Origin of the sequence: Neisseria sp. HMSC070F02, assembly GCF_001814225.1 — a bacterium.
Lineage (GTDB): Bacteria > Pseudomonadota > Gammaproteobacteria > Burkholderiales > Neisseriaceae > Neisseria > Neisseria meningitidis.
In genome coordinates this window covers 44500-70859 of sequence record NZ_KV815435.1, presented here as the reverse complement: position 1 = coordinate 70859, position 26360 = coordinate 44500, and the positions used below count along the sequence as shown (strand labels likewise).

Annotated in this window: 28 protein-coding genes; 9 read left to right on the top strand and 19 right to left on the bottom strand. The window is 54.2% G+C overall.

Annotated features, from left to right (window positions below; all coding sequences use genetic code 11):
* Positions 1 to 77: 77 nt before the first annotated feature.
* Entirely contained in the window at positions 78 to 986 is a 909-nt protein-coding gene (locus HMPREF2959_RS06450) for a Dyp-type peroxidase (RefSeq protein ID WP_002217584.1), read from the bottom strand.
* A 284-nt stretch (positions 987 to 1270) separates the two neighbouring features.
* On the opposite strand from HMPREF2959_RS06450, the gene HMPREF2959_RS06445 reads away from it, so the two are divergent.
* From HMPREF2959_RS06445 to HMPREF2959_RS06435, 3 genes are read left to right on the top strand one after another with little or no spacing between them, the layout of a single operon-like run.
* Positions 1271 to 2098, top strand: a complete 828-nt coding sequence (locus tag HMPREF2959_RS06445; RefSeq protein WP_083314147.1) for an amino acid ABC transporter substrate-binding protein — start codon at positions 1271 to 1273, stop codon at positions 2096 to 2098.
* A complete protein-coding gene (locus HMPREF2959_RS06440; protein ID WP_061731027.1) occupies positions 2088 to 2804 on the top strand; it encodes an amino acid ABC transporter permease in 717 nt (238 codons plus the stop codon). Before HMPREF2959_RS06445 ends, HMPREF2959_RS06440 begins: the two co-directional genes overlap by 11 nt.
* 9 nt (positions 2805 to 2813) lie before the next feature.
* Positions 2814 to 3569: an amino acid ABC transporter ATP-binding protein gene (locus HMPREF2959_RS06435; protein ID WP_070696555.1), complete on the top strand. Its 756-nt coding sequence runs from the start codon at positions 2814 to 2816 to the stop codon at positions 3567 to 3569.
* Between the two features lie 55 nt (positions 3570 to 3624).
* Here HMPREF2959_RS06435 and HMPREF2959_RS06430 read toward each other — a convergent pair whose 3' ends face one another.
* The 10 genes from HMPREF2959_RS06430 to HMPREF2959_RS06385 form a co-directional block, all read right to left on the bottom strand.
* On the bottom strand, positions 3625 to 5007 hold the full coding sequence (locus tag HMPREF2959_RS06430; RefSeq protein ID WP_070696552.1) for a phosphomannomutase/phosphoglucomutase: 1383 nt from the start codon (positions 5005 to 5007) through the stop codon (positions 3625 to 3627).
* A gap of 166 nt (positions 5008 to 5173) precedes the next feature.
* Positions 5174 to 5683: a peptidylprolyl isomerase gene (locus HMPREF2959_RS06425; RefSeq protein ID WP_002213981.1), complete on the bottom strand. Its 510-nt coding sequence runs from the start codon at positions 5681 to 5683 to the stop codon at positions 5174 to 5176.
* A gap of 118 nt (positions 5684 to 5801) precedes the next feature.
* Complete coding sequence (locus HMPREF2959_RS06420) at positions 5802 to 7217, bottom strand: SLC13 family permease (protein ID WP_025460155.1); 1416 nt, start codon at positions 7215 to 7217, stop codon at positions 5802 to 5804.
* A 230-nt stretch (positions 7218 to 7447) separates the two neighbouring features.
* Complete coding sequence (locus HMPREF2959_RS06415) at positions 7448 to 7810, bottom strand: VanZ family protein (protein WP_025460156.1); 363 nt, start codon at positions 7808 to 7810, stop codon at positions 7448 to 7450.
* Entirely contained in the window at positions 7807 to 8013 is a 207-nt protein-coding gene (locus tag HMPREF2959_RS06410; RefSeq protein WP_002213975.1) for a hypothetical protein, read from the bottom strand. Before HMPREF2959_RS06410 ends, HMPREF2959_RS06415 begins: the two co-directional genes overlap by 4 nt.
* 60 nt (positions 8014 to 8073) lie before the next feature.
* Entirely contained in the window at positions 8074 to 8652 is a 579-nt protein-coding gene (gene pth / locus HMPREF2959_RS06405) for an aminoacyl-tRNA hydrolase (RefSeq protein WP_002239577.1), read from the bottom strand.
* Positions 8653 to 8704: 52 nt separating this feature from the next.
* A complete protein-coding gene (locus tag HMPREF2959_RS06400) occupies positions 8705 to 8983 on the bottom strand; it encodes an RnfH family protein (RefSeq protein WP_002217575.1) in 279 nt (92 codons plus the stop codon).
* Positions 8976 to 9407 carry a type II toxin-antitoxin system RatA family toxin gene (locus tag HMPREF2959_RS06395; protein ID WP_002239624.1) on the bottom strand — a complete coding sequence of 144 codons (432 nt, stop codon included), beginning with the start codon at positions 9405 to 9407 and terminating at the stop codon, positions 8976 to 8978. The genes HMPREF2959_RS06400 and HMPREF2959_RS06395 overlap by 8 nt, the downstream gene beginning before the upstream one ends.
* A 220-nt stretch (positions 9408 to 9627) precedes the next feature.
* Positions 9628 to 11595 (bottom strand): ATP-dependent zinc metalloprotease FtsH, encoded by a 1968-nt coding sequence (ftsH, locus tag HMPREF2959_RS06390; protein WP_002213965.1) that lies wholly within the window; start codon positions 11593 to 11595, stop codon positions 9628 to 9630.
* 63 nt (positions 11596 to 11658) lie between these two features.
* Positions 11659 to 12279, bottom strand: coding sequence for an RlmE family RNA methyltransferase (locus HMPREF2959_RS06385; RefSeq protein WP_002213963.1), 621 nt, complete (start codon positions 12277 to 12279; stop codon positions 11659 to 11661).
* A gap of 109 nt (positions 12280 to 12388) precedes the next feature.
* Here HMPREF2959_RS06385 and yhbY point away from each other — a divergent pair, with 109 nt between their 5' ends.
* Together yhbY and hemB are read left to right on the top strand one after the other, a co-directional pair.
* A complete protein-coding gene (yhbY, locus tag HMPREF2959_RS06380) occupies positions 12389 to 12673 on the top strand; it encodes a ribosome assembly RNA-binding protein YhbY (RefSeq protein WP_002217573.1) in 285 nt (94 codons plus the stop codon).
* Positions 12674 to 12855: 182 nt separating this feature from the next.
* On the top strand, positions 12856 to 13857 hold the full coding sequence (gene hemB, locus HMPREF2959_RS06375) for a porphobilinogen synthase (protein ID WP_050888922.1): 1002 nt from the start codon (positions 12856 to 12858) through the stop codon (positions 13855 to 13857).
* Between the two features lie 62 nt (positions 13858 to 13919).
* Here hemB and HMPREF2959_RS06370 read toward each other — a convergent pair whose 3' ends face one another.
* Positions 13920 to 15077 (bottom strand): trans-sulfuration enzyme family protein, encoded by a 1158-nt coding sequence (locus HMPREF2959_RS06370; protein WP_002219510.1) that lies wholly within the window; start codon positions 15075 to 15077, stop codon positions 13920 to 13922.
* A 191-nt stretch (positions 15078 to 15268) separates the two neighbouring features.
* Here HMPREF2959_RS06370 and folE2 point away from each other — a divergent pair, with 191 nt between their 5' ends.
* Positions 15269 to 16042: a GTP cyclohydrolase FolE2 gene (gene folE2 / locus HMPREF2959_RS06365; RefSeq protein ID WP_002217570.1), complete on the top strand. Its 774-nt coding sequence runs from the start codon at positions 15269 to 15271 to the stop codon at positions 16040 to 16042.
* 178 nt (positions 16043 to 16220) lie between these two features.
* Complete coding sequence (locus HMPREF2959_RS06360) at positions 16221 to 16886, top strand: NAD(P)H-dependent oxidoreductase (protein ID WP_070696549.1); 666 nt, start codon at positions 16221 to 16223, stop codon at positions 16884 to 16886.
* A gap of 54 nt (positions 16887 to 16940) precedes the next feature.
* Here the strand turns inward: HMPREF2959_RS06360 and HMPREF2959_RS06355 are convergent, their stop codons facing one another.
* The 7 genes from HMPREF2959_RS06355 to norM all read right to left on the bottom strand — a co-directional run bounded on the left by HMPREF2959_RS06355 (position 16941) and on the right by norM (position 23363).
* Complete coding sequence (locus HMPREF2959_RS06355; RefSeq protein ID WP_002219507.1) at positions 16941 to 17699, bottom strand: pseudouridine synthase; 759 nt, start codon at positions 17697 to 17699, stop codon at positions 16941 to 16943.
* 24 nt (positions 17700 to 17723) lie between these two features.
* Complete coding sequence (locus HMPREF2959_RS06350; protein WP_002243423.1) at positions 17724 to 18614, bottom strand: NAD(+) kinase; 891 nt, start codon at positions 18612 to 18614, stop codon at positions 17724 to 17726.
* A gap of 19 nt (positions 18615 to 18633) precedes the next feature.
* Entirely contained in the window at positions 18634 to 19200 is a 567-nt protein-coding gene (locus HMPREF2959_RS06345; protein ID WP_002243424.1) for a ubiquinone biosynthesis accessory factor UbiJ, read from the bottom strand.
* A 59-nt stretch (positions 19201 to 19259) separates the two neighbouring features.
* Positions 19260 to 20048, bottom strand: coding sequence for an SDR family oxidoreductase (locus HMPREF2959_RS06340; protein WP_002243425.1), 789 nt, complete (start codon positions 20046 to 20048; stop codon positions 19260 to 19262).
* Positions 20049 to 20102: 54 nt separating this feature from the next.
* Positions 20103 to 20753 (bottom strand): TetR/AcrR family transcriptional regulator, encoded by a 651-nt coding sequence (locus HMPREF2959_RS06335; RefSeq protein ID WP_010980850.1) that lies wholly within the window; start codon positions 20751 to 20753, stop codon positions 20103 to 20105.
* Between the two features lie 11 nt (positions 20754 to 20764).
* The gene (gene murB, locus HMPREF2959_RS06330) at positions 20765 to 21805 is read right to left on the bottom strand and encodes a UDP-N-acetylmuramate dehydrogenase (RefSeq protein WP_070696546.1); all 1041 of its coding nucleotides are present in this window, start codon (positions 21803 to 21805) and stop codon (positions 20765 to 20767) included.
* Between the two features lie 178 nt (positions 21806 to 21983).
* Positions 21984 to 23363, bottom strand: a complete 1380-nt coding sequence (norM, locus tag HMPREF2959_RS06325) for a multidrug efflux MATE transporter NorM (RefSeq protein WP_002243427.1) — start codon at positions 23361 to 23363, stop codon at positions 21984 to 21986.
* Between the two features lie 334 nt (positions 23364 to 23697).
* On the opposite strand from norM, the gene HMPREF2959_RS06315 reads away from it, so the two are divergent.
* Positions 23698 to 24849, top strand: a complete 1152-nt coding sequence (locus tag HMPREF2959_RS06315) for an ATP phosphoribosyltransferase regulatory subunit (protein ID WP_002243428.1) — start codon at positions 23698 to 23700, stop codon at positions 24847 to 24849.
* A 103-nt stretch (positions 24850 to 24952) separates the two neighbouring features.
* Positions 24953 to 26251 carry an adenylosuccinate synthase gene (locus tag HMPREF2959_RS06310; RefSeq protein ID WP_002237842.1) on the top strand — a complete coding sequence of 433 codons (1299 nt, stop codon included), beginning with the start codon at positions 24953 to 24955 and terminating at the stop codon, positions 26249 to 26251.
* The last annotated feature ends 109 nt before the right edge of the window (positions 26252 to 26360 follow it).

Sequence of the window (26360 nt, the reverse complement as noted above, 5' to 3'; positions counted from 1 at the left end):
CCGTACTGGTTTTTGTTAATCCACTATAAAACGGGAAAATGCCGTCTGAAAAATGGTTTCAGACGGCATCGTCCGGCTTAGAGGTTTTGCAGGCGTTCGACAGACGGCGCGTAGTAGTATCCGCCCGAAACGGCGGCGGAGAGGTGTCGGAGCAGCAGGTCGGTTTTGCCGTCCGTATCGCCGAACATACTCAATAATTGCGCTTCGATATTGTGCAGCGTGCGGCAGTATGCGGTAAACATCAAACCGTGTTCGCCGCTGATTTTGCCGAAGGGCAGGCTGCGGCGGACGATTTTCAGGCCGACTCCGTTTTCTTTCAGGTTGACGCGGCCGAGGTGCGAATCGGGCAGGCGGACATCGCGGCCGAATTCGTCGTCGGTTTCCTTGCCGCGTCCGACCGAGGCCTCCTGTTCGGCGACGGGGACGGCATCCCATTTTTTCAAATCGTGCAGGTATTTTTGCAGCAGGACATAGCTGCCGCCCGCATCGGGTTTTCCTTCGGGGATGATGGCGACTTCGCGGACATTTTCATCGCCCTGCGGGTTTTCCGTGCCGTCGACGAAACCGTCCAGCCCGCGATCCTGATACAGGCGCAAACCGTGTTCTTCGGACGCGACGCATATGCTGTCGCCGAATGCGCCCAAAACGGATTGGGCAAGCGCGTAGGCGGCGTTTTGGCGGAAAGATTGGATGTGGATGGACATATCGTGCTGCGTAGACGGCGCAAGCCCGTTGCCCATTTCGGAGAAGGGTTTGATTTCACTGCCTTCGTCCGTATGTCCGAATGTTGCCCAGGCTTTGCTGCCGAAGGCGATGGTCAGACCCAAAATATCGTCCGGAAAGCGGGCTTTCAAGGCAGTTAACGCGTCGAGCGAAGCGCGGCAGGCGGCTTTAATATCGTTGAGGCGGTTGGCGGCGAAGTCGGCTTCGATAAAGATGCCGGCTTGGGCGTGGTCGGGAATGATGGCGGATTGGGGCGTGTTCATGAGATGTTCCTTTTTGGTGTCATCTGTTTCGGATGGATTATAGCACCGAATCGGCAGGCGGATTTTTACCGGAACGGCGTGCGTGAATCCGCCGTTTGCATACCTGATGCCGCTTTTCGGTTTCGTGCCGCCCGCCGCCTTTCCCGCCCCCTTTATTTCCGCTTCCGGCGGCTTCGGCATATCTTTTCCATTCCGATTTGGAATAACCATATAAAAAAAGGATTCTTTGTGTTTGCCGCAATTTCACTTAGAATGCCGCACTTGCACACTTTTTACAGGAGAGAATGATGTTGAAAAAATTCGTACTCGGCGGTATTGCCGCATTGGTTTTGGCGGCCTGCGGCGGTTCGGAAGGCGGCAGCGGAGCATCTTCCGCGCCTGCACAATCGGCAGTTTCCGGTTCTTTAATCGAGCGCATCAACAATAAAGGCACGGTTACCGTCGGCACGGAAGGCACTTACGCACCGTTTACCTACCACGACAAGGACGGCAAACTGACCGGTTACGATGTGGAAGTAACCCGCGCCGTGGCGGAAAAACTGGGCGTGAAAGTCGAGTTTAAAGAAACGCAATGGGATTCGATGATGGCGGGTTTGAAGGCGGGGCGTTTCGACGTGGTGGCAAACCAAGTCGGTCTGACCAGCCCCGAACGCCAAGCGACATTCGACAAATCCGATCCTTACAGCTGGAGCGGTGCGGTTTTGGTGGCCCGTAAAGACAGCAACATCAAATCTATCGACGACATCAAAGGCGTGAAAACCGCGCAATCCCTGACCAGCAATTACGGCGAAAAAGCCAAAGCTGCAGGCGCAGATTTGGTGGCTGTTGATGGTTTGGCACAATCGCTGACCCTGATTGAACAAAAACGTGCCGATGCAACCCTGAACGACGAATTGGCAGTATTGGATTACCTGAAGAAAAACCCAAATGCCGGCGTGAAAATCGTTTGGTCCGCGCCAGCCGATGAAAAAGTCGGTTCCGGCCTGATTGTCAACAAGGGCAATGACGAAGCCGTGGCGAAATTCAGCACGGCAATCAACGAGCTGAAAGCCGACGGCACGCTGAAAAAACTGGGCGAACAATTCTTCGGAAAAGACATCAGTGTTCAATAATTTCCTTGCCTCTCTGCCGTTTATGACGGAAACACGCGCCGATATGATTGTCAGCGCGTTTTTGCCTATGGTCAAAGCCGGCTTCGCGGTCTCTCTGCCTTTGGCGGCAGCTTCTTTCGTCATCGGTATGGTGATTGCCGTAGCCGTGGCTTTGGTGCGGATTATGCCCGCCGGCGGCATCGTGCGGAAAATCCTGCTGAAATTGGTGGAATTTTATATTTCCGTCATTCGCGGTACGCCGCTTTTGGTGCAGTTGGTCATCGTATTCTACGGTTTGCCTTCCGTCGGCATCTATATCGATCCGATTCCTGCCGCCATTATCGGCTTTTCGCTCAATGTCGGCGCATATGCTTCCGAAACCATACGCGCGGCAATTTTGTCCGTACCTAAAGGCCAATGGGAAGCAGGTTTCTCCATCGGTATGACCTATATGCAGACTTTCCGCCGCATTGTCGCGCCGCAAGCATTCCGCGTTGCCGTACCGCCTTTGAGCAACGAATTTATCGGCTTGTTCAAAAACACCTCGCTTGCCGCCGTGGTAACGGTAACGGAGCTTTTCCGTGTCGCTCAAGAGACAGCAAACCGTACTTATGACTTCTTGCCGGTTTATATCGAAGCCGCATTGGTTTATTGGTGTTTCTGCAAAGTGCTGTTTTTGATTCAGGCGCGTTTGGAAAAACGTTTCGACCGCTATGTCGCCAAATAAGGAGTTGTCATGATTAAAATCCGCAATATCCATAAGACCTTTGGCAAAAATACCATTTTGCGCGGCATCGATTTGGATGTGGGCAAAGGGCAGGTGGTCGTCATCCTCGGGCCTTCCGGCTCGGGTAAAACAACGTTTCTTCGCTGCCTAAACGCGTTGGAAATGCCCGAAGACGGACAAATCGAGTTCGACAACGAGCGACCGCTGAAAATCGATTTTTCTAAAAAACCAAGCAAACATGATATTTTGGCACTGCGCCGCAAATCAGGCATGGTGTTTCAACAATACAACCTCTTTCCGCACAAAACCGCCTTGGAAAACGTAATGGAAGGACCGGTTGCCGTACAGGGCAAGCCTGCCGCCCAAGCGCGCGAAGAGGCTCTGAAACTGCTGGAAAAAGTCGGCTTGGGCGACAAAGTGGATTTGTATCCCTACCAGCTTTCCGGCGGTCAGCAGCAGCGCGTCGGCATTGCCCGCGCATTGGCGATTCAGCCCGAGCTGATGTTGTTTGACGAACCCACTTCCGCACTCGACCCTGAATTGGTGCAAGACGTGTTGAACGCCATGAAGGAATTGGCGCGGGAAGGTTGGACGATGGTCGTCGTGACCCACGAAATCAAGTTTGCGCTGGAAGTGGCGACTACCGTTGTCGTGATGGACGGCGGCGTTATTGTCGAACAAGGCAGCCCGAAAGAGTTGTTCGATCACCCCAAACACGAACGGACGCGGAGATTTTTAAGCCAAATCCAATCTACCAAGATATGATTAACTATTTGTGAAAAATGCCGTCTGAAGCCTTCAGACGGCATTTTTTCGATGTTTACAGCGGCCAGCTTAAATTTGGATTGCTTTCGATGACGGCTTTGAATTGGTTTTGAATCCGCTCGATGGCTTCTTGCGTATCCGCCTCAAAACGCAACACCAGAATCGGCGTGGTATTGGAAGCACGCATCAGACCGAAGCCGTCGGGAAATTCAACGCGCAGACCGTCGATGGTGATGATTTCGGTTGCGCCTTCAAATTCGGCTTTGGCGGCGAGTTCGTCGATAACCTGATGGCCGTTGCTGCCTTCGGGCAGGGCGATGTTGAGTTCGGGCGTGGAAATGCTTTGCGGCAGGTTGTTTAACACTTCGGACGGATTATCGGAGGCAGACAGGATTTCCAAGAGGCGTGCGCCGGCGTACAGACCGTCGTCGAAGCCGAACCAGCGTTCTTTGAAGAAGATGTGTCCGCTCATTTCGCCGGCAACCGGCGCGCCGGTTTTTTTCATGGCGGATTTGATAAAGCTGTGGCCGGTTTTTTCCATCACAGGTTCGCCGCCGTGTTCTTTAATCCAAGGCGCAAGCAGACGGGTGGATTTGACGTCGAAAATCACTTTGGCTTTAGGATTGCGGCTCAACACGTCTTGCGCGAAAAGCATCAGTTGGCGGTCGGGATAAATAATGTTGCCGTCTTTGGTGACCACACCCAAGCGGTCGGCATCGCCGTCAAACGCCAAGCCGATTTCGGCATCACCGTTTTTCAGCGCGGCAATCAAATCTTGCAGGTTTTTCGGTTTGGATGGGTCGGGATGGTGGTTGGGGAAAGTGCCGTCCACGTCGCAGAAAAGCTCGGTAACTTCATTGCCCAAGCCTTTGTAGAGTTTGCCGGCAAACGCGCCGCCCACGCCGTTGCCCGCGTCAATGGCGATGTTCATCGGGCGTTTGAGCCTGATGTGTCCGGTAATGTGTTTGAGGTATTCGCCGGAGATGTCTTTTTCGGTGACGCTGCCTTGTTTGCCGGCGGCAGCAAAACCGTCTTTTTCAATGATGGACAAAAGTTCTTGGATGGCTTCGCCGGCAAGCGTGTCGCCGCCGAGCATCATTTTAAAGCCGTTGTAATCGGGCGGATTGTGGCTGCCGGTAATCATCACGCCGCTGCCGCCGCATTCGTTGACGGCGGCGAAGTAGAGCATAGGAGTGGCAACCATACCGACATTGAGGACATTGATGCCGCTGTCGGTAAAGCCGCGCCGGATGTGTTCCATCAGTTCGGGACCGCTCAAGCGTCCGTCGCGTCCGAGCGCGATGCGGGTAATGCCTTTTTCGGCGGCTTTGGCGGCGATGGCTTTGCCGATAAGGTAGGCGGCTTCGTCGGTCAGGGTTTTGCCGACAATACCCCGGATGTCGTAGGCTTTGAAGATGTCGCGGGCGATGCTTGCCATAAGGTTTCCTTTGTGTCCGTTTAGGAAAAACGGGCATATTTTAACATAGCGGTATGCCGTCTGAAGGCTTGCGTCCGGTTTTCAGACGGCATAGCACGGTTACATCAAATAACATGCCGTCTGAAATAAAAGCAGCCTTTGTGCAGGCTGCTTTCGGATTGTCGGTTTATACCGCTTCGGCTTTAATGATGACGACAGGTTCGCTCGGTACGTCGTCGTGGTAACCATGACGTTTGGTAGAAACGCCTTCGATGGCATCGACAACGTCAAAACCGTCAACGACTTTACCGAATACGGCATAGCCCCAGTCTTGGACGACGGTTTTGCCGTACAGCTCTTTAGAACGGAAGTTCAGGAAAGCGTTGTCGGCAGTGTTGATGAAGAATTGCGCGCTGGCGGAATGGGGGTCGGAAGTGCGTGCCATGGCGATGGTGTATTTATCGTTGGGCAGGCCGTTGGACGCTTCGTTTTGAATCGGATCGCGGGTTTCTTTTTCGTTCATGTTTTCATCCATGCCGCCGCCTTGAATCATGAAGCCTTTGATGACGCGGTGGAAGATTACGCCGTCGTAGAAGCCGTCTTTGACGTATTGCTCGAAGTTTTTGGCGGTAACAGGGGCTTTGTCGAAATCGAGTTCGATTTTGATGTCGCCTTTGTTGGTGTGCAGGATAATCATGGGTTTCCTTTCGTTAGAATCCGGTTTTGAATGATTCGACAAATTGTGTCTGAACGACAAACTTCAAGGTCGTCTGAAAAATATTCTTTCAGACGGTCTTGTTGTTTAGGTCGATGGTTTACATCAGTACAGCATAAGCCCACAGAGCAACCAATACTACGCAGAGGATGTTCAGCAGTATGCCGACATTCATCATTTCGCGTTGCTTGATTAAGCCCGTGCCGAACACAATCGCGTTAGGCGGTGTGGCAACCGGCAGCATGAAGGCACAAGATGCGCCGATGCCGATGACGAATACCAAGACTTGTTCGGGCAGCCCCATCTGCATAGCGATGCCGGAGAAAATCGGTACAAGCAATGCGGCGGAGGCGGTGTTGCTGGTGAACTCGGTCAGAAAAATAATGAAGGCGGCGACGATGAGTATCACCAAAAATGCGGGCGCGCCGGAAAAGGTGGCGGCAACCTGCTGTCCCAAGGCTTCGGACGCGCCGGATGTTTTCAACAGCGTGCTCAGGCTGATGCCGCCGCCGAAGAGCATCAACACGCCCCAGTCGGTATTGCGGGCGACTTCCTTCCATTGCGCCACGCCGAAGACGACGACGGCGACGGCGGCACTCAGGGCGATAACGGTGTCGGGATTGGAAATGCCGAAGGCGGTTTTGATTTTGGAGCTGAATATCCACGCGGCGGCTGTGGCAAGGAAAATCAACAGCGCGATCACGCGGTGCAGCGTCCAAGGGATGGATTCGGCTTTGATTTCCACGCGTTCGTTCAAATTAGGTTTGAGGATGACGTACAGGGAGAGCAGCATCAAGGGCAGAATCAACAGCATCATCGGCAGGCCGAGCTTCATCCAGCCGACGAAGTCCAGATTTAGGGCTTTGGCGGCAATCAGGTTGGGCGGCGAGCCGACGAGCGTGCCCAAGCCGCCGATGCTGGCGCAATAGGCGATGCCGAGCAGGACGAAGACGTAGGTTTTGCGTTCTTTTTCCCGGTCGAGGTGGCTCAGCATACCCATTGCTAGAGGCAGCATCATCGCGGCGGTGGCGGTGTTGCTGATCCACATGGACAGAAAGGCGGTAACGAGGAACAACATCAAAACCGCCACTTTCATATTGCCGCGCGACAGGCGCAACAGGCTGACGGCGATTTTACGGTCCAGCCGCTGCATATGCAGGGCGGTGGCAAGCGCGAAGCCGCCGAAAAAAATGTAGATAATCGGGTTGGAAAAATCAGCCATCGCCTTTTTGATGTCCATGTCGGGGAAACCGAGTACGACGGCGAGGATAGGGATCATCAGCGCGGTAACGGTAATGTGGACGGCTTCGGTAAACCAAAGTGCGGCAACGAAAATCAGCAACGCGATACCTTTATTGGCATCCGGGCTGTAAGGCAGGATGTGGTAAATGCCGAAACAGACGACGGCGGAAATAATGGTGGTCAGCAGGCCCTTAAAGTCGGTAATCGGCTTCTGCGCACTGAGCAGCTCGACGTTTTCGGGATGCTGGGTTTTGTCCTTTGCATGCAGGTTCATGAATACTCCTTTAAGGCAACAAAATCGGTTTTTCTTTTGTGTCGTGCAATCCGAAACGGTTTGTGGAATCGCCGCTTCTGCAACTGGTTCGAGTATATTTGTAATCTGATGTAGTGTAAATATATTGTAAACGATTTGTCGGTTTTGTTTATGAGATGGGATTGATATGTAAGGGGAAAAATAGGATGTATCGGGAAGAGGTGCATCCTGTTTGGGGAAAATAAACCGATTCAGTCCGGGCGGTCGGCGGAACGTGCGGCAAAGAGTGCGAGCAATGCACCCGTCAGGTCGGCAAAGATGTCGCCCAGACTGCCGGTTCGGGTTTCGGTCAGCCACTCCTGCGCGCATTCGCTGACGACGGCGAAACAGAGGGCAAAGACCATCAGGCTGCGATAGGGGATGGGGCGGTTGTCGGTTCTGAATGCTTTGGTCAGAAGCCAGATTTGTGCGAAAAACAGGGCGAGGTGCGCCACTTTGTCAAAATGCGGAAAAGGCGGTGGCGCGGTTTCGGCAGCTTTGAAGAGCAGCGAATAGATGCCGCCGGCAAACCACAATGCGGAAAGCAGGCTGAAGCGGTTGCGCGGCAGCTTCATGCCGCCTCCTCGTCCAGCCACGTTTGGCAGATTTTGGACAGGCGCAGGAATTTGCCGCCGCGTGCGGCAAGTATGTCGCGCCATTGTGCCACTTCTTCGGCGGATGGTGCGTCGTCGATGCTGCATTCGTACAGCAGGAAATCGAGGGTTTCTTCGATGACGGGGATGGATTCGGTTTGGATAAGCTGCTTGAGTTCGGTCATGACTGTTCGGATATGGAAATCGGGAACATGCCGTCTGAAAGGGCTTCAGACGGCATCGGGTCATTTGCTGTGCAGGAAGCGGGTTGCTTCTTCCCATTTGCCGGCAAGGATGTCGGGTATGGCTTGCAGGGATTTGGCGACGGCATCGTCAATCTGTCGGCGGTGTTCCGTACTGGGTTTGTTCAGGACATAGCCGACGACGAGGTTGCGGTCGCCTGGGTGGTCGATACCGAGGCGCAGGCGGTAATAGTCTGCCGTGCCGAGTTTTGCCTGAATGTCTTTCAAGCCGTTGTGTCCGCCGTTGCCGCCGCCGAGTTTGAATTTAATCCGTCCGCAGGGAATGTCGAGTTCGTCGTGGACGACGAGGATTTCTTCGGGTTTGATTTTGTAGAACTGCGCAAGGGCGGCAACCGCCTGTCCGGAACGGTTCATGAACGTGGTCGGCTTGAGCAGCCAGACATCGCCGTCGGGCAGGGCGGCACGGGCGACTTCGCCGAAGAATTTTTTTTCTTCTTTAAATGAAGCCTTCCATTTCCACGCCAGTTCGTCGAGGAACCAAAAACCCGCATTGTGTCGGGTTTGTTCGTATTCTTTGCCGGGGTTGCCCAATCCGACAAGCATTTTGATTTTGTTTGACATGATATTTTCCGTGTTTCTGTCGAATGCTGTCTGAAGGCTTCAGACGGCATGGTTATTCTTCTTGATTTTGAACGCGTTTGCGGCGCGCTTCTTTGGGATCGATCAACAGCGGGCGGTACACTTCGATGCGGTCGCCGTCGCGCAGGGGCGTGTCGTCTTTGACGGCTTTGCCGAAAATGCCCAAAGGCGCGGAATGCAGGTTTAAATCTTCAAATATGCCGTCCAAACCGCTTTGCAGTGCGGCGGCGCGGACGGTTGTTCCCTCGGCAAGCTGCATGGTTTTCAAAACCTGTCGGTCGGGCAGCCCGTACACAATCTCAATTTCAAGCATAACGGCGGTCTGCCTCTTTGACGAACGCTTCGACCAGCGTGGCGGAAAGGTGGTTGAAGACGGGGGAAATTAAGGCGGACAAAACGGCATTGGAAAAATCGTATTCCAAATTGAATTCGATTTTGCACATATCGTCGCCCAAATCGATAAATTTCCACGTTCCACGTAAGGTTTTGAACGGACCTTCGAGCAGTTCCATACGGATTTCCCTGCCCGGAATGTTGCGGTTGTGCGTGGCGAATGATTGGCGAACGTGCATATAGTCCATAAACAGCCGCGCCTTCAGTTCGTTGCCGCTACGCCCGATGACCTCGGTCTTGCTGTACCACGGCAGAAAGTGCGGATAGTCTTCAACCTTATCGACCAGCTCGAACATTTTGTCCGCGCCGTGCAGCACCAAGATGTTTTTTTCAACTTTTTTCACAGGCATCACCAATGCGGGCGTGTATTCGAAAGGCGGTATTATAGCGGTTTAATTTTAAACCGGTACAGCCTTGCCTCGTCTGATTTCAATTTAAACCGCCATATCGCAGATCCGCAAAAACCGATACGGCTTTGGCGTTTCAGACGGCATTGAGCGGAAAATGCCGTCTGAAAACAGGATGGGAAAACGGCAGCTTGCGGGCTGCCGTTTGTTCGGGAAGTTAAGCCTTGTTTTCAGGCTGCTGCTCGGACTCTGTCGAAGCGGTGTCTGCCGGGGCAGGTGCTTCGGTTTCTTCCCGAGTCGGAGCGTGCGGCGCGTTATCTTCCGCCGCGTCCGCATTCTCGCGCAGGTTGTGGCTGTAATCCTTGGGCGGACTGGGTTGTTTGCCCGCCATGATTTCCAGTACCTGATCGCGGTCGATGGTTTCCCATTCCATCAGGGCTTTGCACATGGTTTCCATCTTGTCGCGGTTTTCATCGAGGATTTTGTAGGCAACCTGATACTGCTCGTCCAAAATCCGGCGGATTTCCGCATCGATGTCCTGCTGGGTTTTCTCGGAAATGTTTTGCGAACGGGTTACGCTGCGTCCTAAGAAGACTTCGCCTTCGTTTTCCGCATAAACCATCACGCCCATTTTGTCGCTCATGCCGTAGCGCGTTACCATTTCGCGCGCCATTTGGGTTGCGCGTTCAAAGTCGTTTGATGCGCCGGTGGAGATGCGTCCGACGAAGATGTCTTCGGCAATCCGTCCGCCGAACAGGATGGAGAGCTGGCTCAACATCTGATCTTTATACATACTGATGCGGTCGCGCTCCGGAAGCTGCCAAGTCAGACCCAGCGCACGTCCGCGCGGCATAATGGTTACTTTGTGGACGGGGTCGGTAAAGGGCAGGCTTTCGGCAACAATCGCGTGTCCGGATTCGTGATACGCCGTCGCACGTTTTTCGTCTTCGTGCATCACCATACTGCGGCGTTCCGGACCCATATAGATTTTGTCTTTGGCGTCTTCAAAATCGCTCTGATCGACTTTGACTTTATTGCGGCGGCCGGCAAACAGGGCGGCTTCGTTGACCAAGTTCGCCAAATCCGCGCCGGAAAAACCCGGCGTGCCGCGCGCGAGGGACAATAAATCCACAGATTTGTCCAAAGGCACTTTTTTAGAATGGACGTTCAAAATCTGTTCGCGCCCCCGGATGTCCGGCAGGGGGACAACCACTTGGCGGTCGAAACGGCCGGGGCGTTGCAGCGCAGGATCGAGTACGTCGGGGCGGTTGGTTGCCGCAATCACAATTACAGTCTGATTGCTCTCAAAACCGTCCATTTCAACCAACAATTGGTTTAATGTTTGCTCGCGCTCATCATTGCCGCCGCCCAAACCTGCGCCGCGTTGGCGGCCGACTGCGTCGATTTCATCAATAAAGATGATGCAGGGAGCGTTTTTCTTCGCCTGCTCGAACATATCGCGGACGCGGCTCGCACCAACACCGACGAACATTTCGACAAAGTCGGAACCGGAAATGCTGAAGAACGGCACGCCGGCTTCGCCTGCAATGGCTTTTGCCAAAAGCGTCTTACCCGTACCCGGGCTGCCCGCCAGCAGGATGCCGCGCGGCACGCGCCCGCCCAAGCTTTGATAGCGGTTCGGCGCTTTGAGGTAATCGACGATTTCCTGCACTTCTTCTTTGGCTTCGTCGCAGCCGGCGACATCGGCAAAGGTAACTTTGTTGGCATCTTTGTCCAGTAGGCGGGCGCGGCTTTTGCCGAATGAGAATGCGCCGCCTTTTCCGCCGCCGCCCGTCTGCATACGCATAAAGTAGAACCACGCGCCAATCAGCAGCAGGACGGGCAGCAGGCTGTAAAACAGGGCAGCCAGCGCGCTCGGTTTTTCTTCCGGCGTTACTTTTACACGGACGTTTTTGTCGAGCAGTGTTTTAATCAGGTTGTCGTCCAAAGGCGCGTTGGTGAAGAAGGTGCTTTTGTCGGTGCGCTCGCCCTTAATCAGGTAGCCGCTGACGACGGATCCTTCGATGTTGACGCCGGATACTTCGCCGTTGTTGACCTGTTGGATGAACTGAGAATATTCGATTTGCCCGTTGTCTTCTTTTTTACCGTCTAAAGCGTTGAACGCAGCCATCAGGCCGATACCCAAGGCGACCCAGACAAGGATTGATTTAAAGGTGTTCCCCACTTAGCAAGGCTCCATAATTGAGGTGTAAAACGGAAATGATTGTAAAGCACGCCGTCTGTATTGTCAGCGTTTATTTTTGCCCAATAAATAAATCTCACTGGAGCGATTGCGCGAGGCTTCGGGTTTGCGCGTCTGCACCGTGCCGAAAATTTCGCGCATGGCTGCCATGTATTCCTGATAGCCTGCACCCTGAAAGACTTTGACCAAAAAGCTGCCGCCGGTTTTCAGGTGTTGCGAGGCGAAGTCTAAAGCCAGTTCGCATAGATAAAAGCTGCGTGCCTGATCACTTACGGCGTTTCCCGACATATTGGGCGCCATATCGCAAATTACAAGGTCGAGCGGGCGGTTGTCCAACAAGGTTTCGAATTGTGCCAGTACGTCGTTCTCGCGGAAGTCGCCCTGAATGAAGGAGACGCCCCCTATGGCTTCCATAGGCAGGATGTCCAAGGCGAAAACTGCTCCGGAAGTACCCGTCAGCTTGGCGGCAACCTGCGACCAGCTTCCCGGTGCGCTGCCCAAGTCGGCAAGTACCGTGCCGGGTTTGATTAATTTGTCTTTTTCGTTGATTTCCAAAAGTTTGTATGCGGCACGGGCGCGGTAGCCGTCTTTTTGCGCCATATGGACGTAGTGGTCGTTGACGTGTTCGTGCAGCCACGCTTTTGAGGATTTGGAACGTACAGCCATAGTGGTTCGCGGGTCGGAATGGAAACCGCGTATTGTACGTTAATTTTGCCGATGTCGTGCCAAATCGCGTACAATGCCGCATTATTCTTTTTATTCAAGCAGTAGGAAAATGACGGATACCAAATTGAACACCAAAGAAATTTTGGAACTGAAAGCGCGCGCGCACCATCTCCATCCTGTTGTGATGGTCGGTCAGCAGGGTCTGACGGACGCGGTCATCAAGGAAACCGATGCGGCATTGACGGCGCATGAGCTGATTAAAGTGCGCGTATTCGGCGACGACCGTGCCGAACGTATCGAAATCTGCACTGCCTTATGTGAGGCGGTTGACGCGCAACCTGTTCAGCATATCGGGAAACTTTTGGTATTGTGGCGTAAGAATATCGAAGGCTGACAGCCTGAAGCTGTTGTTTTGCTATTGTTCTTTAATGGGCGGGACGCCGTCCTTCGGCGCGGCATTTCGGCGGGCCGAAACCCTTTCCGGTGAAAACGGATTTTGATTGCCGCCCGATGCTGTCTGCAAGTTGCGGCGGCTTCCGTATGGTTTGAATTGTTGACAGGATGATTGGAGGGCTTATGCAGTTTCCTTACCGCAATGTTCCGGCTTCGCGTATGCGCCGTATGCGCAGGGACGATTTTTCACGCCGCCTGATGCGCGAACACACGCTGACCGCCGATGATTTGATTTATCCGGTGTTCGTATTGGAGGGGTCGGCGCGCGAGGAGGATGTGCCTTCTATGCCGGGTGTGAAGCGTCAAAGTTTGGACAGGCTGCTGTTTACGGCGGAAGAGGCGGTAAAGCTCGGTATTCCGATGTTGGCACTCTTTCCCGTGGTTACGGCAAACAAAACCGAGCGTGCAGAGGAAGCGTACAATCCCGAAGGACTCGTGCCGGCAGCCGTCCGCGCCCTGCGCGAGAGGTTTCCCGAACTGGGCATTATGACGGATGTCGCGCTCGATCCTTATACGGTTCACGGTCAGGACGGGCTGACGGACGAAAACGGTTATGTGATGAACGATGAAACCGTAGAGGTTTTGGTCAAGCAGGCTTTGTGCCACGCTGAAGCGGGCGCGCAGGTGGTTGCCCCTTCCGATATGATGGACGGGCGTATCGGTGCGATTCGCGAGGCGTTGGAGGATGCCGGGCATATCCATACGCGGATTATGGCGTATTCCGCCAAATATGCTTCTGCATTTTACGGCCCTTTCCGTGATGCGGTAGGCAGTTCGGGCAATTTGGGCAAGGCAGATAAAAAGACCTACCAGATGGATCCGGCAAATACCGATGAGGCGTTGCACGAAGTGGCGTTGGACATTCAGGAAGGTGCGGATATGGTAATGGTCAAGCCCGGTTTGCCGTATTTGGACGTTGTCCGCCGCGTAAAGGACGAGTTCGGTGTGCCGACTTATGCCTATCAGGTTTCGGGAGAATACGCGATGTTGCAGGCAGCGATTGCCAACGGCTGGCTGGACGGCGGCAAAGTGGTTTTGGAAAGCCTGCTGGCATTCAAACGTGCGGGTGCGGACGGGATTTTGACCTATTACGCTATTGAGGCGGCAAAGATGTTGAAGCGTTGATTTTCGGCCGGGTTAATTGAAATGCCGTCTGAAACCATGGTTTCAGACGGCATTTTTACAGTTTACAAAGTTGTATCGAGTGCGGCGGAAATATCGTTCCAAATATCGTCCGCGTCTTCGATGCCGATGGAGAAACGCAGCAGACCGACTTTGATGCCCATTTCCATTTTCACATCATGCGGTACGCCGCTGTGGGACTGGGAATAGCAATGGTTGACCAAACTTTCCACACCGCCGAGGCTGGAAGCCATTTTGACCAGTTTCATGTTTTTAATCACGCTGTTTGCCGCTTCACGCGTGTCGTTTTTGAGATAAACCGTAACCACGCCGCCGATGCCTTTGGGCATTTGTGTTTTCGCCAGTTCGTAATGTTCGTGAGACGGCAGGCCGGGATGGAACACTTTTTCAATGGCAGGATGGGCTTCCAAACGGCGCGCGATTTCGAGTGCGTTTTGGCAATGGGCGTTCATGCGCAGAGCCAGTGTTTTGATGCCGCGCAACACCAGCCAGCAGTCCAGCGGGCCGGCAACCGCGCCGGTATGCACCATCATATCGTGCAAAGGCTGCGCCAGTTCTTTGGTTTTGGCAACGACGATGCCCATCAACACGTCGGAATGGCCGCACAAATATTTGGTAGCGGAATGGAATACAAAATCGCAACCCATATCCAACGGCTGTTGCAGATACGGCGTGGCAAAAGTGTTGTCGATACCGACCAGCGCACCGGCTGCTTTGGCTTTTGCGGCAAGGACTTTGATGTCTACCAAGCGTAAAAGTGGATTGGACGGCGTTTCCAGCCAAACCAGTTTGACCTTGTGCGCTTTAAGCAGTTCGTCCAAATTATCCGGATTGCCTAAATCGGCAAAAACAACGTTCACCCCCCATTTTTGATAAACATCGACCAATAAATCATAAGCGCCGCCGTAAATATCGGCGACGGCGACAATGGTATCGCCCGGGCGCAGGAAGGTACGCCATACGGCATCAATTCCCGCCATACCGCTGGAAAACGCAAAACCTGCCGCACCGTGTTCCAAATCGGCAACGGTGTCTTCTAAAATCTGACGGGTCGGGTTGCTCAGGCGCGAATAACGGTAAGGCACATTTTCGCCAATCTCGTGCAACGCAAACATACTGTTTTGATAAATCGGCGGCATCAGCGCGCGGTTGTGTTCGTCGCAATCGTAGCTGGAATGAATGGCTTTCGTGGCGAATTTCATTTGGTCTCTGCCTATGTAGATGTGAATAATCGAAGATTTTATCACTATCTGAAAAATAGAAACAATCAATGCAGCTGCTAAAAGCGAGTGATATAATCTCGCATTTGCAGATTGACGGTATATTCCCCGGCGGAAACGCCATACCATGCACACATCTCAACAATTACATGAATATTAAGGAAAAACAACTCATGAACACTATTGCAGACGTGCAATCCAGCCGAGATTTGCGCAATCTGCCGATCAATCAGGTCGGTATCAAAGACCTGCGCTTTCCGATTACCCTGCAAACTGCAGAAGGCATCCAGTCCACCGTTGCCCGTCTGACCATGACGGTTTACCTGCCTGCTGAGCAGAAGGGGACGCATATGTCGCGTTTTGTCGCATTGATGGAGCAACATGCCGAAGCCTTGGATTTTGCACAATTGCACAGGCTGACTGCCGAAATGGTCGCGCTTTTAGATTCCCGCGCCGGCAAAATCAGCGTTTCTTTTCCGTTTTTCCGCAAGAAAACCGCGCCGGTTTCCGGTATTCGGTCCTTACTGGATTATGATGTCTGTCTCACGGGCGAAATCAAAGACGGGGCATACGGCTACAGTATGAAGGTCATGATTCCCGTAACCTCGCTTTGCCCGTGTTCCAAAGAAATTTCCCAATATGGCGCGCACAACCAGCGTTCGCATGTTACCGTCAGCCTGACTGCCGATGCAGAAGTCGGTATCGAGGAAGTCATTGATTATGTGGAGGCGCAGGCAAGCTGCCAACTCTACGGTTTGCTCAAACGCCCCGATGAAAAATATGTTACCGAAAAAGCCTACGAAAACCCGAAATTCGTGGAAGATATGGTGCGTGATGTCGCTACTTCGCTGATTGCCGACAAACGCATCAAGAGTTTCGTTGTCGAGAGTGAGAATTTCGAATCTATCCACAACCATTCGGCTTATGCCTATATCGCGTATCCGTAGGCGTGTTTGCGATGATCCAAATGCCGTCTGAAAGGCATTGGGGCGTTATTGGCGAATCTGCCGCCGCTTTACTTTCCGATCCGCCGAAGGACGGGCAAAGTCCGGATAAAGCCCGACGGCGGGGGCGGCTTATAGGGTACGAAATCAATTTGCAATACAAGTAATGAAAGGATGTACGATGGCAGTATTGAGCAAAGAGCAGGTTCTATCCGCATTTAAAAACCGCAAATCATGCCGGCATTACGATGTGGCACGTAAAATCAGTGCCGAGGATTTTCAGTTTATTTTAGAACTCGGGCGTTTGTCGCCCAGTTCGGTCGGTTCGGAGCCTTGGCAGTTTGTTGTGGTTCAAAACCCTGAAATCCGACAGGCAATCAAGCCGTTTTCTTGGGGTATGGCGGATGCTTTGGATACCGCCAGTCATTTGGTGGTGTTTTTGGCAAAGAAAAATGCCCGCTTCGACAGCCCGTTTATGTTGGAAAGCCTCAAACGGCGCGGCGTTACCGAACCGGATGCCATGGCAAAATCTTTGGCGAGGTATCAGGCGTTTCAAGCCGACGACATCAAGATTTTGGACGATTCGCGCGCCTTGTTTGACTGGTGTTGCCGCCAGACCTATATCGCGTTGGGCAACATGATGACGGGTGCGGCGATGGCAGGTATCGATTCCTGCCCGGTGGAAGGTTTCAACTATGCCGATATGGAACGCGTATTGTCCGGGCAGTTCGGTTTGTTCGATGCGGCAGAATGGGGCGTGTCCGTTGCCGCGACATTCGGCTACCGCGTTCAGGAAATCGCCACGAAAGCGCGCAGGCCCTTGGAAGAAACCGTTATTTGGGCATAAGGCAATGCCGTCTGAAAACGTAAGGACGTTCAGACGGCATTTTTTAATGTTTATTTAAAACGATTCGCCGGGAGCAAGATAACGCCATTTGCCGGGCGGCAGCCTGCCGAGCTTGACCTTACCCATGCGGATGCGTTTCAGCCCGACGACGCGCAGTCCGACCAGTTCGCACATACGGCGGATTTGCCGCTTTTTACCTTGTTTCAATACGAAACGCAGTTGGTCTTCGTTTTGCCATTCTACTTGGGCGGGACGCAGTTTTTCACCGTCCAAACTCAATCCGTGATTCAGTAAGGCAAGTCCTTTTTCGTCCAATTTGCCGCGCACGCGCACCAAATATTCTTTTTCACTGCCGCTGTTTTCGCCGATAAGCTGCTTGGCGATACGGCCGTCCTGCGTCAACACCAGCAATCCGACTGAATCGATATCGAGCCTGCCGGCGGGGGCAAGACCGATTTTGTGTTTCGGATCGAAACGGATGCGGCCGGTGTCGCCTTCCCAGCGGTTTTCAGGGGTAATCAGTTCGGCGGCGGATTTATAGCCTTTTTCCGCTTGTGCGCTGACATAGCCGACAGGTTTGTTCAGCAGGATGGTAATGCGTGCCGCCTGCTGTTCGTGGGCTTTCTTGTTCAGTTCGATACGGTCTGCCGGTGAAACTTTCTGACCGAGTACGGCGGTTTTGCCGTTGACCGTTACCCAGCCCTGTTCGATGTAGCCGTCGGCTTCGCGGCGCGAACAAAGCCCCAGTTGCGCCATGCGTTTGGAGAGGCGCACGGCATCTTCTGTATGGTCGGGGGGAGTTTTTGGATTCATAGGTGTTTTCCGGTAAGGGTCGGTTCAGACCAATTGTTCGCCCCAGTGCAGTTTTTGGCGCAGGGTTTTGAAATATTGGTAGTCGGTCGGATGTAGGATGCGTAAGGGGTTTCGGTAGCGGCGGATGGTGATGCGGTCGAGGTTTTGCACGTCGATATGGGTTTGACCGTCGAAATGGACGCGCGCGTCGCCGCCTTGGGTAACGAGGATTTCGATTTCGGACGTGTCGGGAATGGCGATGGGGCGGTTGGTCATGGATTGCGGGCAGATGGGTACGAGTGTGAAGGCGTGCAAACCTGCCTGCATGATGGGGCCGCCGGCGGCAAGCGAATAGGCGGTCGATCCGGTGGGGGTGGAGACAATCAGCCCGTCCGAACGCTGGGTATAGACGAATTCCCGATTGACGAAGACTTCAAACTCAATCATCTGTCCGGCACCGCCACGGGAGAGGACGGCATCGTTGAGGGCGATGGCGCGTTCGGCGGTTTTGCCTTCGCGGATGAGTGCGGCCTCAATCAGGATGCGCTCTTCGGCAAGGTATTTCCCTTCTAAAACGGGCAATAGCTTGTCCGTCATATATTCGCGGGGAATTTGGGTCAGGAAGCCCAAATGCCCTTGGTTGATGCCGATAATCGGAACGGCGCGCGGGGCGATTTCGCGGGCGACGGAGAGAAAGGTGCCGTCTCCGCCTAAAACGGCGACCAGGTCGCAGTATTGCCCCAGTTCGGTCTTGTTGACGATATGGCAGCCGACGGTGTCTTGGGTATAGATGCAGCCTTCCTTTATGCCGACTTCGTCGAGATAGACGGTAAAGCCGTGCTGCTTCAAAAAGGTAATCAGCGTGTGTGCGGTGTCTTGGATGTCGGGCGTGTTGGGGCGGGTTACGATGCCGATGTTGTGAAAAGGGCTGTTCATGTCGGATGCCGTCTGAAGGTTAGTCTATCCAAATGTCGCGTTCGAGCCGATCGAGGCGTTCGTTGAGGCGTTCCACGCCGTCGCGCAGTCTGCTTATTTCGTCGAGGCAGTCGGCAAGGGCTTCGTTGCCGATGTTTGCGGACTCGGATTCGCGGGAAAATCCGCCGATTTGTTCGGCGATGTTCCTGCCGATTTGTTTGATGCCGTGTCCGATGTCGGCGGCACGGCTGCCGATGTCTGCCTGCGTGCCGAAAATCCGTGCCAATTCGTCCGATGCGCGGGAACGCAGGCTGCCGAGCAGGGACAGTACCGCGATGCCGAGGATGAGGTCGCCTTCGAGCCCGATGTCGCCCGCCCCGGGTTCGCCGCCTTGGAGGATTTTCTGTACCGCGCTGTTGCGGAAGGTGATTTCGGTGTCTGCAAAGCCGTTTCCCGCCGAGAGCAAACCGTCTTCCGTGATGCGTCCCGCCAGTTTCAGCCCGGCAATGTTCAGGGTCAGTGTTTTGCCTGCAAAGGTGGCAAGTTCCGAGCGGCTGTCCGGGCTTTGCAGAATCAGGCGGTTGATGATGGGGAGGAGGGCGGACATATTTTCTGATCGGGGCGGAGAATGCCTGTTTGTTGCTGTTGACGCTTATTTTACAGGCTTCAGCTGTTATCGCAAACGGTACGGATGATTTTGCCCATGCTGTCGTCGGGTGCGAAATCAGGAGCCGGCAAACCGAGTTTGGCGGCTTCTTCCGTGTAGAATTCGCGTCGTGTCGGGTGGCGCGGTTCGATAATGTTTTTCAGCCGCCTGCCGCCGGGTTTGAATGCCGTCTGAAACAGGCTTTCGACGGCGATATTACGGTGGACGATGTTGATGGGGCGGTTGCCGCCCGGGATGTTTTGCTTTTGAACAAGGCGGCTGACGGGATGGCGTTCGGCGCAATAAAGCCCGCCCAGCCGCAGGATGTCGATGTTCGGAACGCCGCTGTCGAGCAGGTGTTGTTCGGCGGCGAGGATTTGGCGGGCGGACTCGGTTTGCGGATCGGGTAGGGCGATTTCGTCGCATTCGCGCGCTGTATCGCCGTAAACGCTGGTACTGCTTGTGAAAATCAGGTGTTGCACGTTGCACGCCCGGGCAAGTTCTGCCCATTGTTTGACGGTATCGGCGTAATGTGTCAGCGATGATGGCGGCAAGAGGCAGAACCAAACGGGTTTGTTGGCATGGTGCCGCCAAAAGCTTGTATCTCGGGCAAGGTTCGCGCTTTGAAACGCGCTGTCTTGATTGAGGTCGATGGTATCGAGGTGTATGGGCAGGTTGATGTCGTCCGAAGTCAGGCTGCGTTTTATGGCGGCGACGCGGCTGCCGTGTTGGTAAAACTTTTGTGCCAGCGGCAGGCCGAGGTAACCTAGGCCTGTGATGGAGATATGGGGCGGGGGGACTGCGCGCATTCGCTGATACCGTCGGGTAAGTGCCGTCTGAAGGCTGATTCGGACGCTGTGGGTTTACGGGTTGCCGTTGCCGATTTTCCGGTCGTATTTCTTGCGGTGTTCGGGCAAAAGATAAGGACGAAGGAGGCTTAAGGTGCGGCGGATGCCGCGTGCTTTGGAGTCTTCGGTCAGCTTGGTGCGGCCGCGCAGGGAGCTGTCGAAGTCGAACCAGTATTTCGTAACCATCCACATATTGACGGCGAGATCGTTCATAGCGGTTTGGTCGGCTTGGATGATGTTCAGACCGTTGAGCTGGGTCAGCAGGTTGACCAAGAGCGGGGAGACTTTGGCTTGGGTGAAAGTATTGTGTTCGCCTAATAGTTCGGCACTGCGTGCAAGCAGGGTGTTCACGTCGCTGAATAGGAAGCGGTATTCCCACATCACGTCGTAAATGCCCGCCATATAGTTGATGGAGTCTTCCACATCAGACGGCAACACAGCTTCATTCAGGTAGGCAAGCAGGGCTTCGCTGTAACGTTTGAACAGTTGGACGATGATTTCGTCTTTGTTGCGGAAGTGGTAATAGAGGTTGCCCGGACTGATGCCCAAGTGGGCGGCAATATGGTTGGTGCTGATGTTGCGCTCGCCTTCCTCGTTGAAGAGCGCAAGGCTGGCGTCGATGATGCGTGTGTAAGTATTGATTTTGGCGGGGCGGGTCACGGGCATACTCCTTGGATTTACAGGCTGAACGAAGCAGGCAGCCAATTAGGTTCGGCGTGCAATTCTACCTGAAACTGAGCAAATACTGTAAATTTGATGTGTTGCGCCAATTGCCGGACATCGTTTGCCGAGGCGTTGTTTTTGTTTACCAAAACCAATGCCTGTTTGTCGTGTACCGCCGCGCCGCCGATTTGGAAGCCTTTCAGACGGCATTGGTCGATCAGCCAGCCGGCAGCAAGTTTGACCGAACCGTCCGGCTGTGGATAATGCGGCATATCGGGATGCTGCTGCAACAGGGCGGCGGCTTTTCCCGCGCCGACGACGGGGTTTTTAAAGAAACTGCCGACATTGCCCAAAATGCCCGGGTCGGGCAGTTTGCGGCGGCGGACGGCGCACACTGCATCGGAAACTTCTTTCGCCGTTATTTCCCTGCCGGCGCACCGTTCGGCAACCGCTGCCGCCAAATCGCTGTAGCCCAAGTTCGGCACAAAATGCTCTTTTAATGCAAACACAACCGAAACAATCACATAACGCCCTTTACCTTCCTGCTTGAACAGGCTTTCGCGGTAGGCGAAGCGGCAGTCGGCATTGGCAAGCTCGACAAAGGCCTCCGTATCCAAATCAAAGCAGCGCACGCTGTGAATCACATCTTTCGCCTCTACGCCGTATGCGCCGATGTTCTGCACGGGCGACGCGCCGACCGTACCCGGAATCAGGCTCAGGTTTTCCAAACCGTTCAAACCCAGCGCGACGGCGTGCAGGACAAAATCGTGCCAGATTTCGCCCGCCTGCGCTTCAATCAGAACCATGCCGTCTGAACGAGCAATTTCGCGTATGCCTTTGTTTTCCATATGTACGACCAGACCGGCGTAGTCCTCCATCAAAAGGATATTGCTGCCGCCGCCCAGCCATAAAACAGTATCTCGGTTGAACTCGGGTAGCCGGACGATGTCGCGCAACCCGTCGGCGTGTTCAAGCGCAATAAAGGCTCGGGCTTGGGCGCGCAGGCCGAAAGTGTTGTAGGGGGTAAGGTCGGTTCGGTATCGGATGGGTTGCATGGGTTTGAACTTTAAAATGAGTATTGCCAGTGGCGGGCTTCAGCCCATCGTTTCTATAGTGGATTAACAAAAATCAGGACAAGGCAACGAAGCCGCAGACAGTACAAATAGTACGGCAAGGCGAGGTAACGCCGTACTGGTTTTTGTTAATCCACTATATTTTTAATCGGCGGAGTTTTCAGACGGCCTTATGCGATCTGACCATCTCCCTACTGCACAATTCCAAGCACCACACCAAGGCGATGGCGGCGATGGTGAGCGAGGCAATCAATGCCGTCCAGAAGCCGTAAATGCCCATATCGAAACGGTAGGCGAGCAGGTAGCCCGGCAGCAGACCGCAGCCCCAAAAGGCGGCGGCGTGGATGAACATCGGCACCTTTGTAACTTTGTAGCCGCGCAAGGCGTAGGAGGCGATACATTGGGTGAAGTCTGCCGGTTGGAACAAGCCGGCGAACAGTAAGACGGTGGCGGCGATGCTTAAAACCGCCGGATCATTGTTGTACATACTTACCAGCGGCGAACGGAATAATACCAAGGAAAGCACGGTAATCACGGCGAGCATCCATCCTAACACCAGTGACACGCCCGAAATATAACGCGCCCGCGAAAATTCGCGCCGCCCAAGCGAAAAGCCGATGCGCACCGTCCCCGCCGAGCCGACGCTTTGCGGAATCATATAGAGAATCCCCGACAAACTGATGCCGACCTGCTGCGCCGCCACATAATCCTCGCCGAAAGGCGCAATCAAAAACACGATAAACGAAAACGCGCTGGCTTCCAAAAAATAAGACAGCCCGATGGGTGCGCCGATTTTCCAAATCTGTTTGAACACCGCCCAATCCGGTTTGCCGAATTTCGCCGTCAGTCCGAATGGGCGGAAGAAATTTTCCTTGGCGATATAAATCCACAATGCCAGCGCGCTGAACCAAAACACCGCCATCGTCGCCAGTCCGCAGCCTGCGCCGCCCAAAGCGGGCATACCGAATTTGCCGTAAACGAAAATATAGTTCAGCGGCACGTTCAACACAAACGCCGCAAAGCTGACCAACATAATCAGGCGCGGGCGGTTCAGGCTGGAGGCGTAGGCGTGCAGTGCGCGGTGTACCATTGCCGCCGGCATCGCCAAGCTGGTGAACAGCATATACTGCGCCATTGTGCCTTCCACATAATCGCTCAAGGTCAGCCAGTTGCGGAACGGCGTAATCGTCGCCCACATCAAGACCATGCCGAAAATCCCCAAGATCAGCCCGAACCAAATCCCCTGCCGCCCCGTTTCGCCCACTTCACCGGTTTTACCCGCGCCGTAAAGCTGGGCAATCATCGGGTTCAACGCCGCCATAATGCCCATAAAGGTAATATAAACCGTGGCAAACGCGCTGCTGCCCAAAGCCACCGCCGCCAAATCTTCCTTACCCGCACCGCCCGCCATCACGGTATCGACAAAACCGATGCCCACCTGCGCAACCTGTGCCAACAACATGGGCAGGGCAAGGGCGGTCAGCAGGCGGATTTCTTTCAGGAAGACGGGAAAGGAAAAGCGGTTGAGGTCGAGCAGCATAAGTGTTCAATCAACAAAAATGCCGTCTGAAGCAGAAAACGGCAGCAGGAAGTGATGAGAAATAATGGTGCACATTATATAGTAAAAAAATGCCGTGCCGTCAGACGGCGGATACAGGGTATAAAAGTATATTCAGATTGTGTGTATTTTATGGTAAAGTTTGGTTTTAACGACTTGACGGCATTGAGCCGTCGGACAGGGGCTGTTCGGATTCTGAATCAGAAAGAAGCATCGCCGTTTTGACAGCGGCGTGATGCGTTGCGGCAAAGATGCCGTCTGATTGCGGATCGGGCAGTCTTTTGTGTTTACAGGATAAAATAGAAGGCAGATTCTCATGCAGACATGGCAGCTTCCGGAACATATCGCCGACGTACTGCCCACGAACGCGCGGCAGCTTGAAAGCGCGAGGGAGCAGTTGTTGGCACTGTTCCGCGTACACGGTTATGAACTGGTACAGCCTCCGCTGATGGAGTACGCACATTCCCTGCTGACGCATATCGATGCGGGGCTTTCCCTGAAAACCATTTTGGTAACGGACAGGCTCAGCGGCAGGCAGTTGGGCATACGCGCCGACATCACGCCGCAGGTGGCGCGTATCGATGCCCATCTTTTATCCGCCAACCAAGGGATTAACCGGTTGTGTTATGCCGGTCCGGTGTTGCACGCGCAGTCCGACGGTCTGCTGAATATGCGCGAACCCTTGCAGGCAGGGGCGGAAATGTACGGTTTTGCCGATATCCGTGGCGACATCGAGCTGATAGACCTTATGCTGAAAAGCATGAAAATTGCCGATATGGGCAAAGTGCTGCTTTCGCTGGGGCATATCGGCATATTTCGCGCCTTGTCCGATGCGGCACATTTGGATGCGGGGCAGTCCGCAACGCTGCTTGCCTTGATGCAGGATAAAGATACCGGGGCGGTCGAAGCGCAGGTCAAGGCTTGGAAGCTGGACGGCATGTGGGCAAAAGCATTCTCGCTGTTGCCGCGCCTGTACGGCGGGCGTGAAGTGTTGTCCGACGCGCGCGGACGGTTGCCGGATTTGTCGGCGGTCGGCGGCGCGTTAGACGAATTGCAGGCGGTGTGCGACGCATTCCCCGATTGTGAAATCCATATCGACTTGTCCGAGCTGCGTGTCGACAATTACCACACGGGCTTGCTGTATGCCGCCTATGCCGCCGATTTCCACGACGCGGTCGCGCGCGGCGGGCGTTATGACGGATTGGGCGGATATTTCGGCAGGGCGCGCCCGGCAACGGGATTCAGTTTCGACTTGCGCAGCTTTATCGGGCGTTTGCCCGCCATCGAACGGCAGCCCGCCGTGTTGGTCGATGCGGAAGATGCCGAAGCGGCGCACGAAGCGGTCGAAGCCTTGCGTGAACAAGGGCAGTGTGTCGTAATCGATTACGGTATCGGACACAATGTTTCGGAAGAGCTTGCAGGCCGTCTGAAAAAGACGGACGGCGTTTGGCAGGTCGTGAAACGCTAAATACCCGTTCATGGCGGATGAAAGGCAAATCGTGGCGGGGCGCAAAGCCGCACCGGTTTGGGGATTTCCGCAATAATTTTTAATATCGATAGGTTATATGGCTATGGCTAAAAATGTTGTAGTAATCGGCGCACAGTGGGGCGACGAGGGTAAAGGTAAAATCGTTGACTGGCTGGCGGAAGAAGCCGGCGGCGTGGTGCGCTTCCAAGGCGGCCACAATGCGGGCCATACCTTGGTTGTCGGCGGCAAAAAAACCATTTTGCGCCTGATTCCGAGCGGCATCCTGCATGAAAGTTTGGACTGCTTCATCGGTTCGGGCGTTGTCGTCTCCCCCGAAGCCCTGTTGGGCGAAATCGACGAGTTGAACGCGGCAGGCGTGAAAAACGTCGAAGGCCGTCTGAAAATCGCGCCGACCTGCCCTCTGATCCTGCCTTATCACATCGCGCTCGACCAAGCCCGCGAAGCATCGCGCGGCAAAGGCAAAATCGGCACGACCGGCCGCGGCATCGGTCCTGCCTACGAAGACAAAGTGGCACGCCGCGCCATTCGCGTCGCCGATTTGCTGCATCCTGAAAAACTGCGTGAAAAACTGGATGTCGTCCTTGCTTATTACAACGTCCAACTGCAACATCTGCACAATGCCGAACCGGTTAAAGCGGAAGACGTGATGGCGGTTATCGAAAAAGTCGCGCCGCGCATTGCGCCGATGATTACCGACGTGTCCCGCGTGTTGAACGAGAAAAACAAAAACGGCGAAAAACTGCTGTTTGAAGGCGCGCAAGGTGCGTTGTTGGACATCGACTACGGCACTTATCCCTTCGTTACCTCGTCCAACTGTCTGGCGGGAGCCGCTTCCGCAGGCGCGGGCGTAGGTCCTCAAATGCTGGATTATGTTTTGGGCATCGTCAAAGCCTATACCACGCGCGTCGGTTCGGGCCCGTTCCCGACCGAATTGTTCGACGAAGTCGGCGCAGGTTTGGCAGAACGCGGACACGAATTCGGTTCGGTAACCGGACGCGCACGCCGCTGCGGCTGGTTTGATGCCGCCGCCCTGAAACGCTCCATCCAAATCAACGGCATTTCCGGTATGTGTATTACCAAACTCGATGTAATGGACGGCGTTGAAACCATCAATATCTGCGTCGGCTACGAATTGCCCGACGGCGGCAAAACCGACATCCTGCCTTGCGGCTCTGATGCGGTAGAAGCCTGCAAGCCGATTTACGAAACCATGCCCGGTTGGAGCGAATCCACTTTCGGCGTGAAAAGCTACGACGCATTACCTGCCAATGCCAAAGCATATTTGAAACGGATTGAAGAAGTCTGCGGTGCGCCGGTCGCCATCGTCTCCACCGGCCCCGACCGCGAAGAAACGATTGTGCTGCATCATCCGTTCGCATAAGGTTTTGCAGTAAAAATGCCGTCTGAAGCCCTAATTGGTTTCAGACGGCATTTTTGCTGCCGTTTTATCTGATATATGGATTAACAAAAATCAGGACAAGGCGACGAAG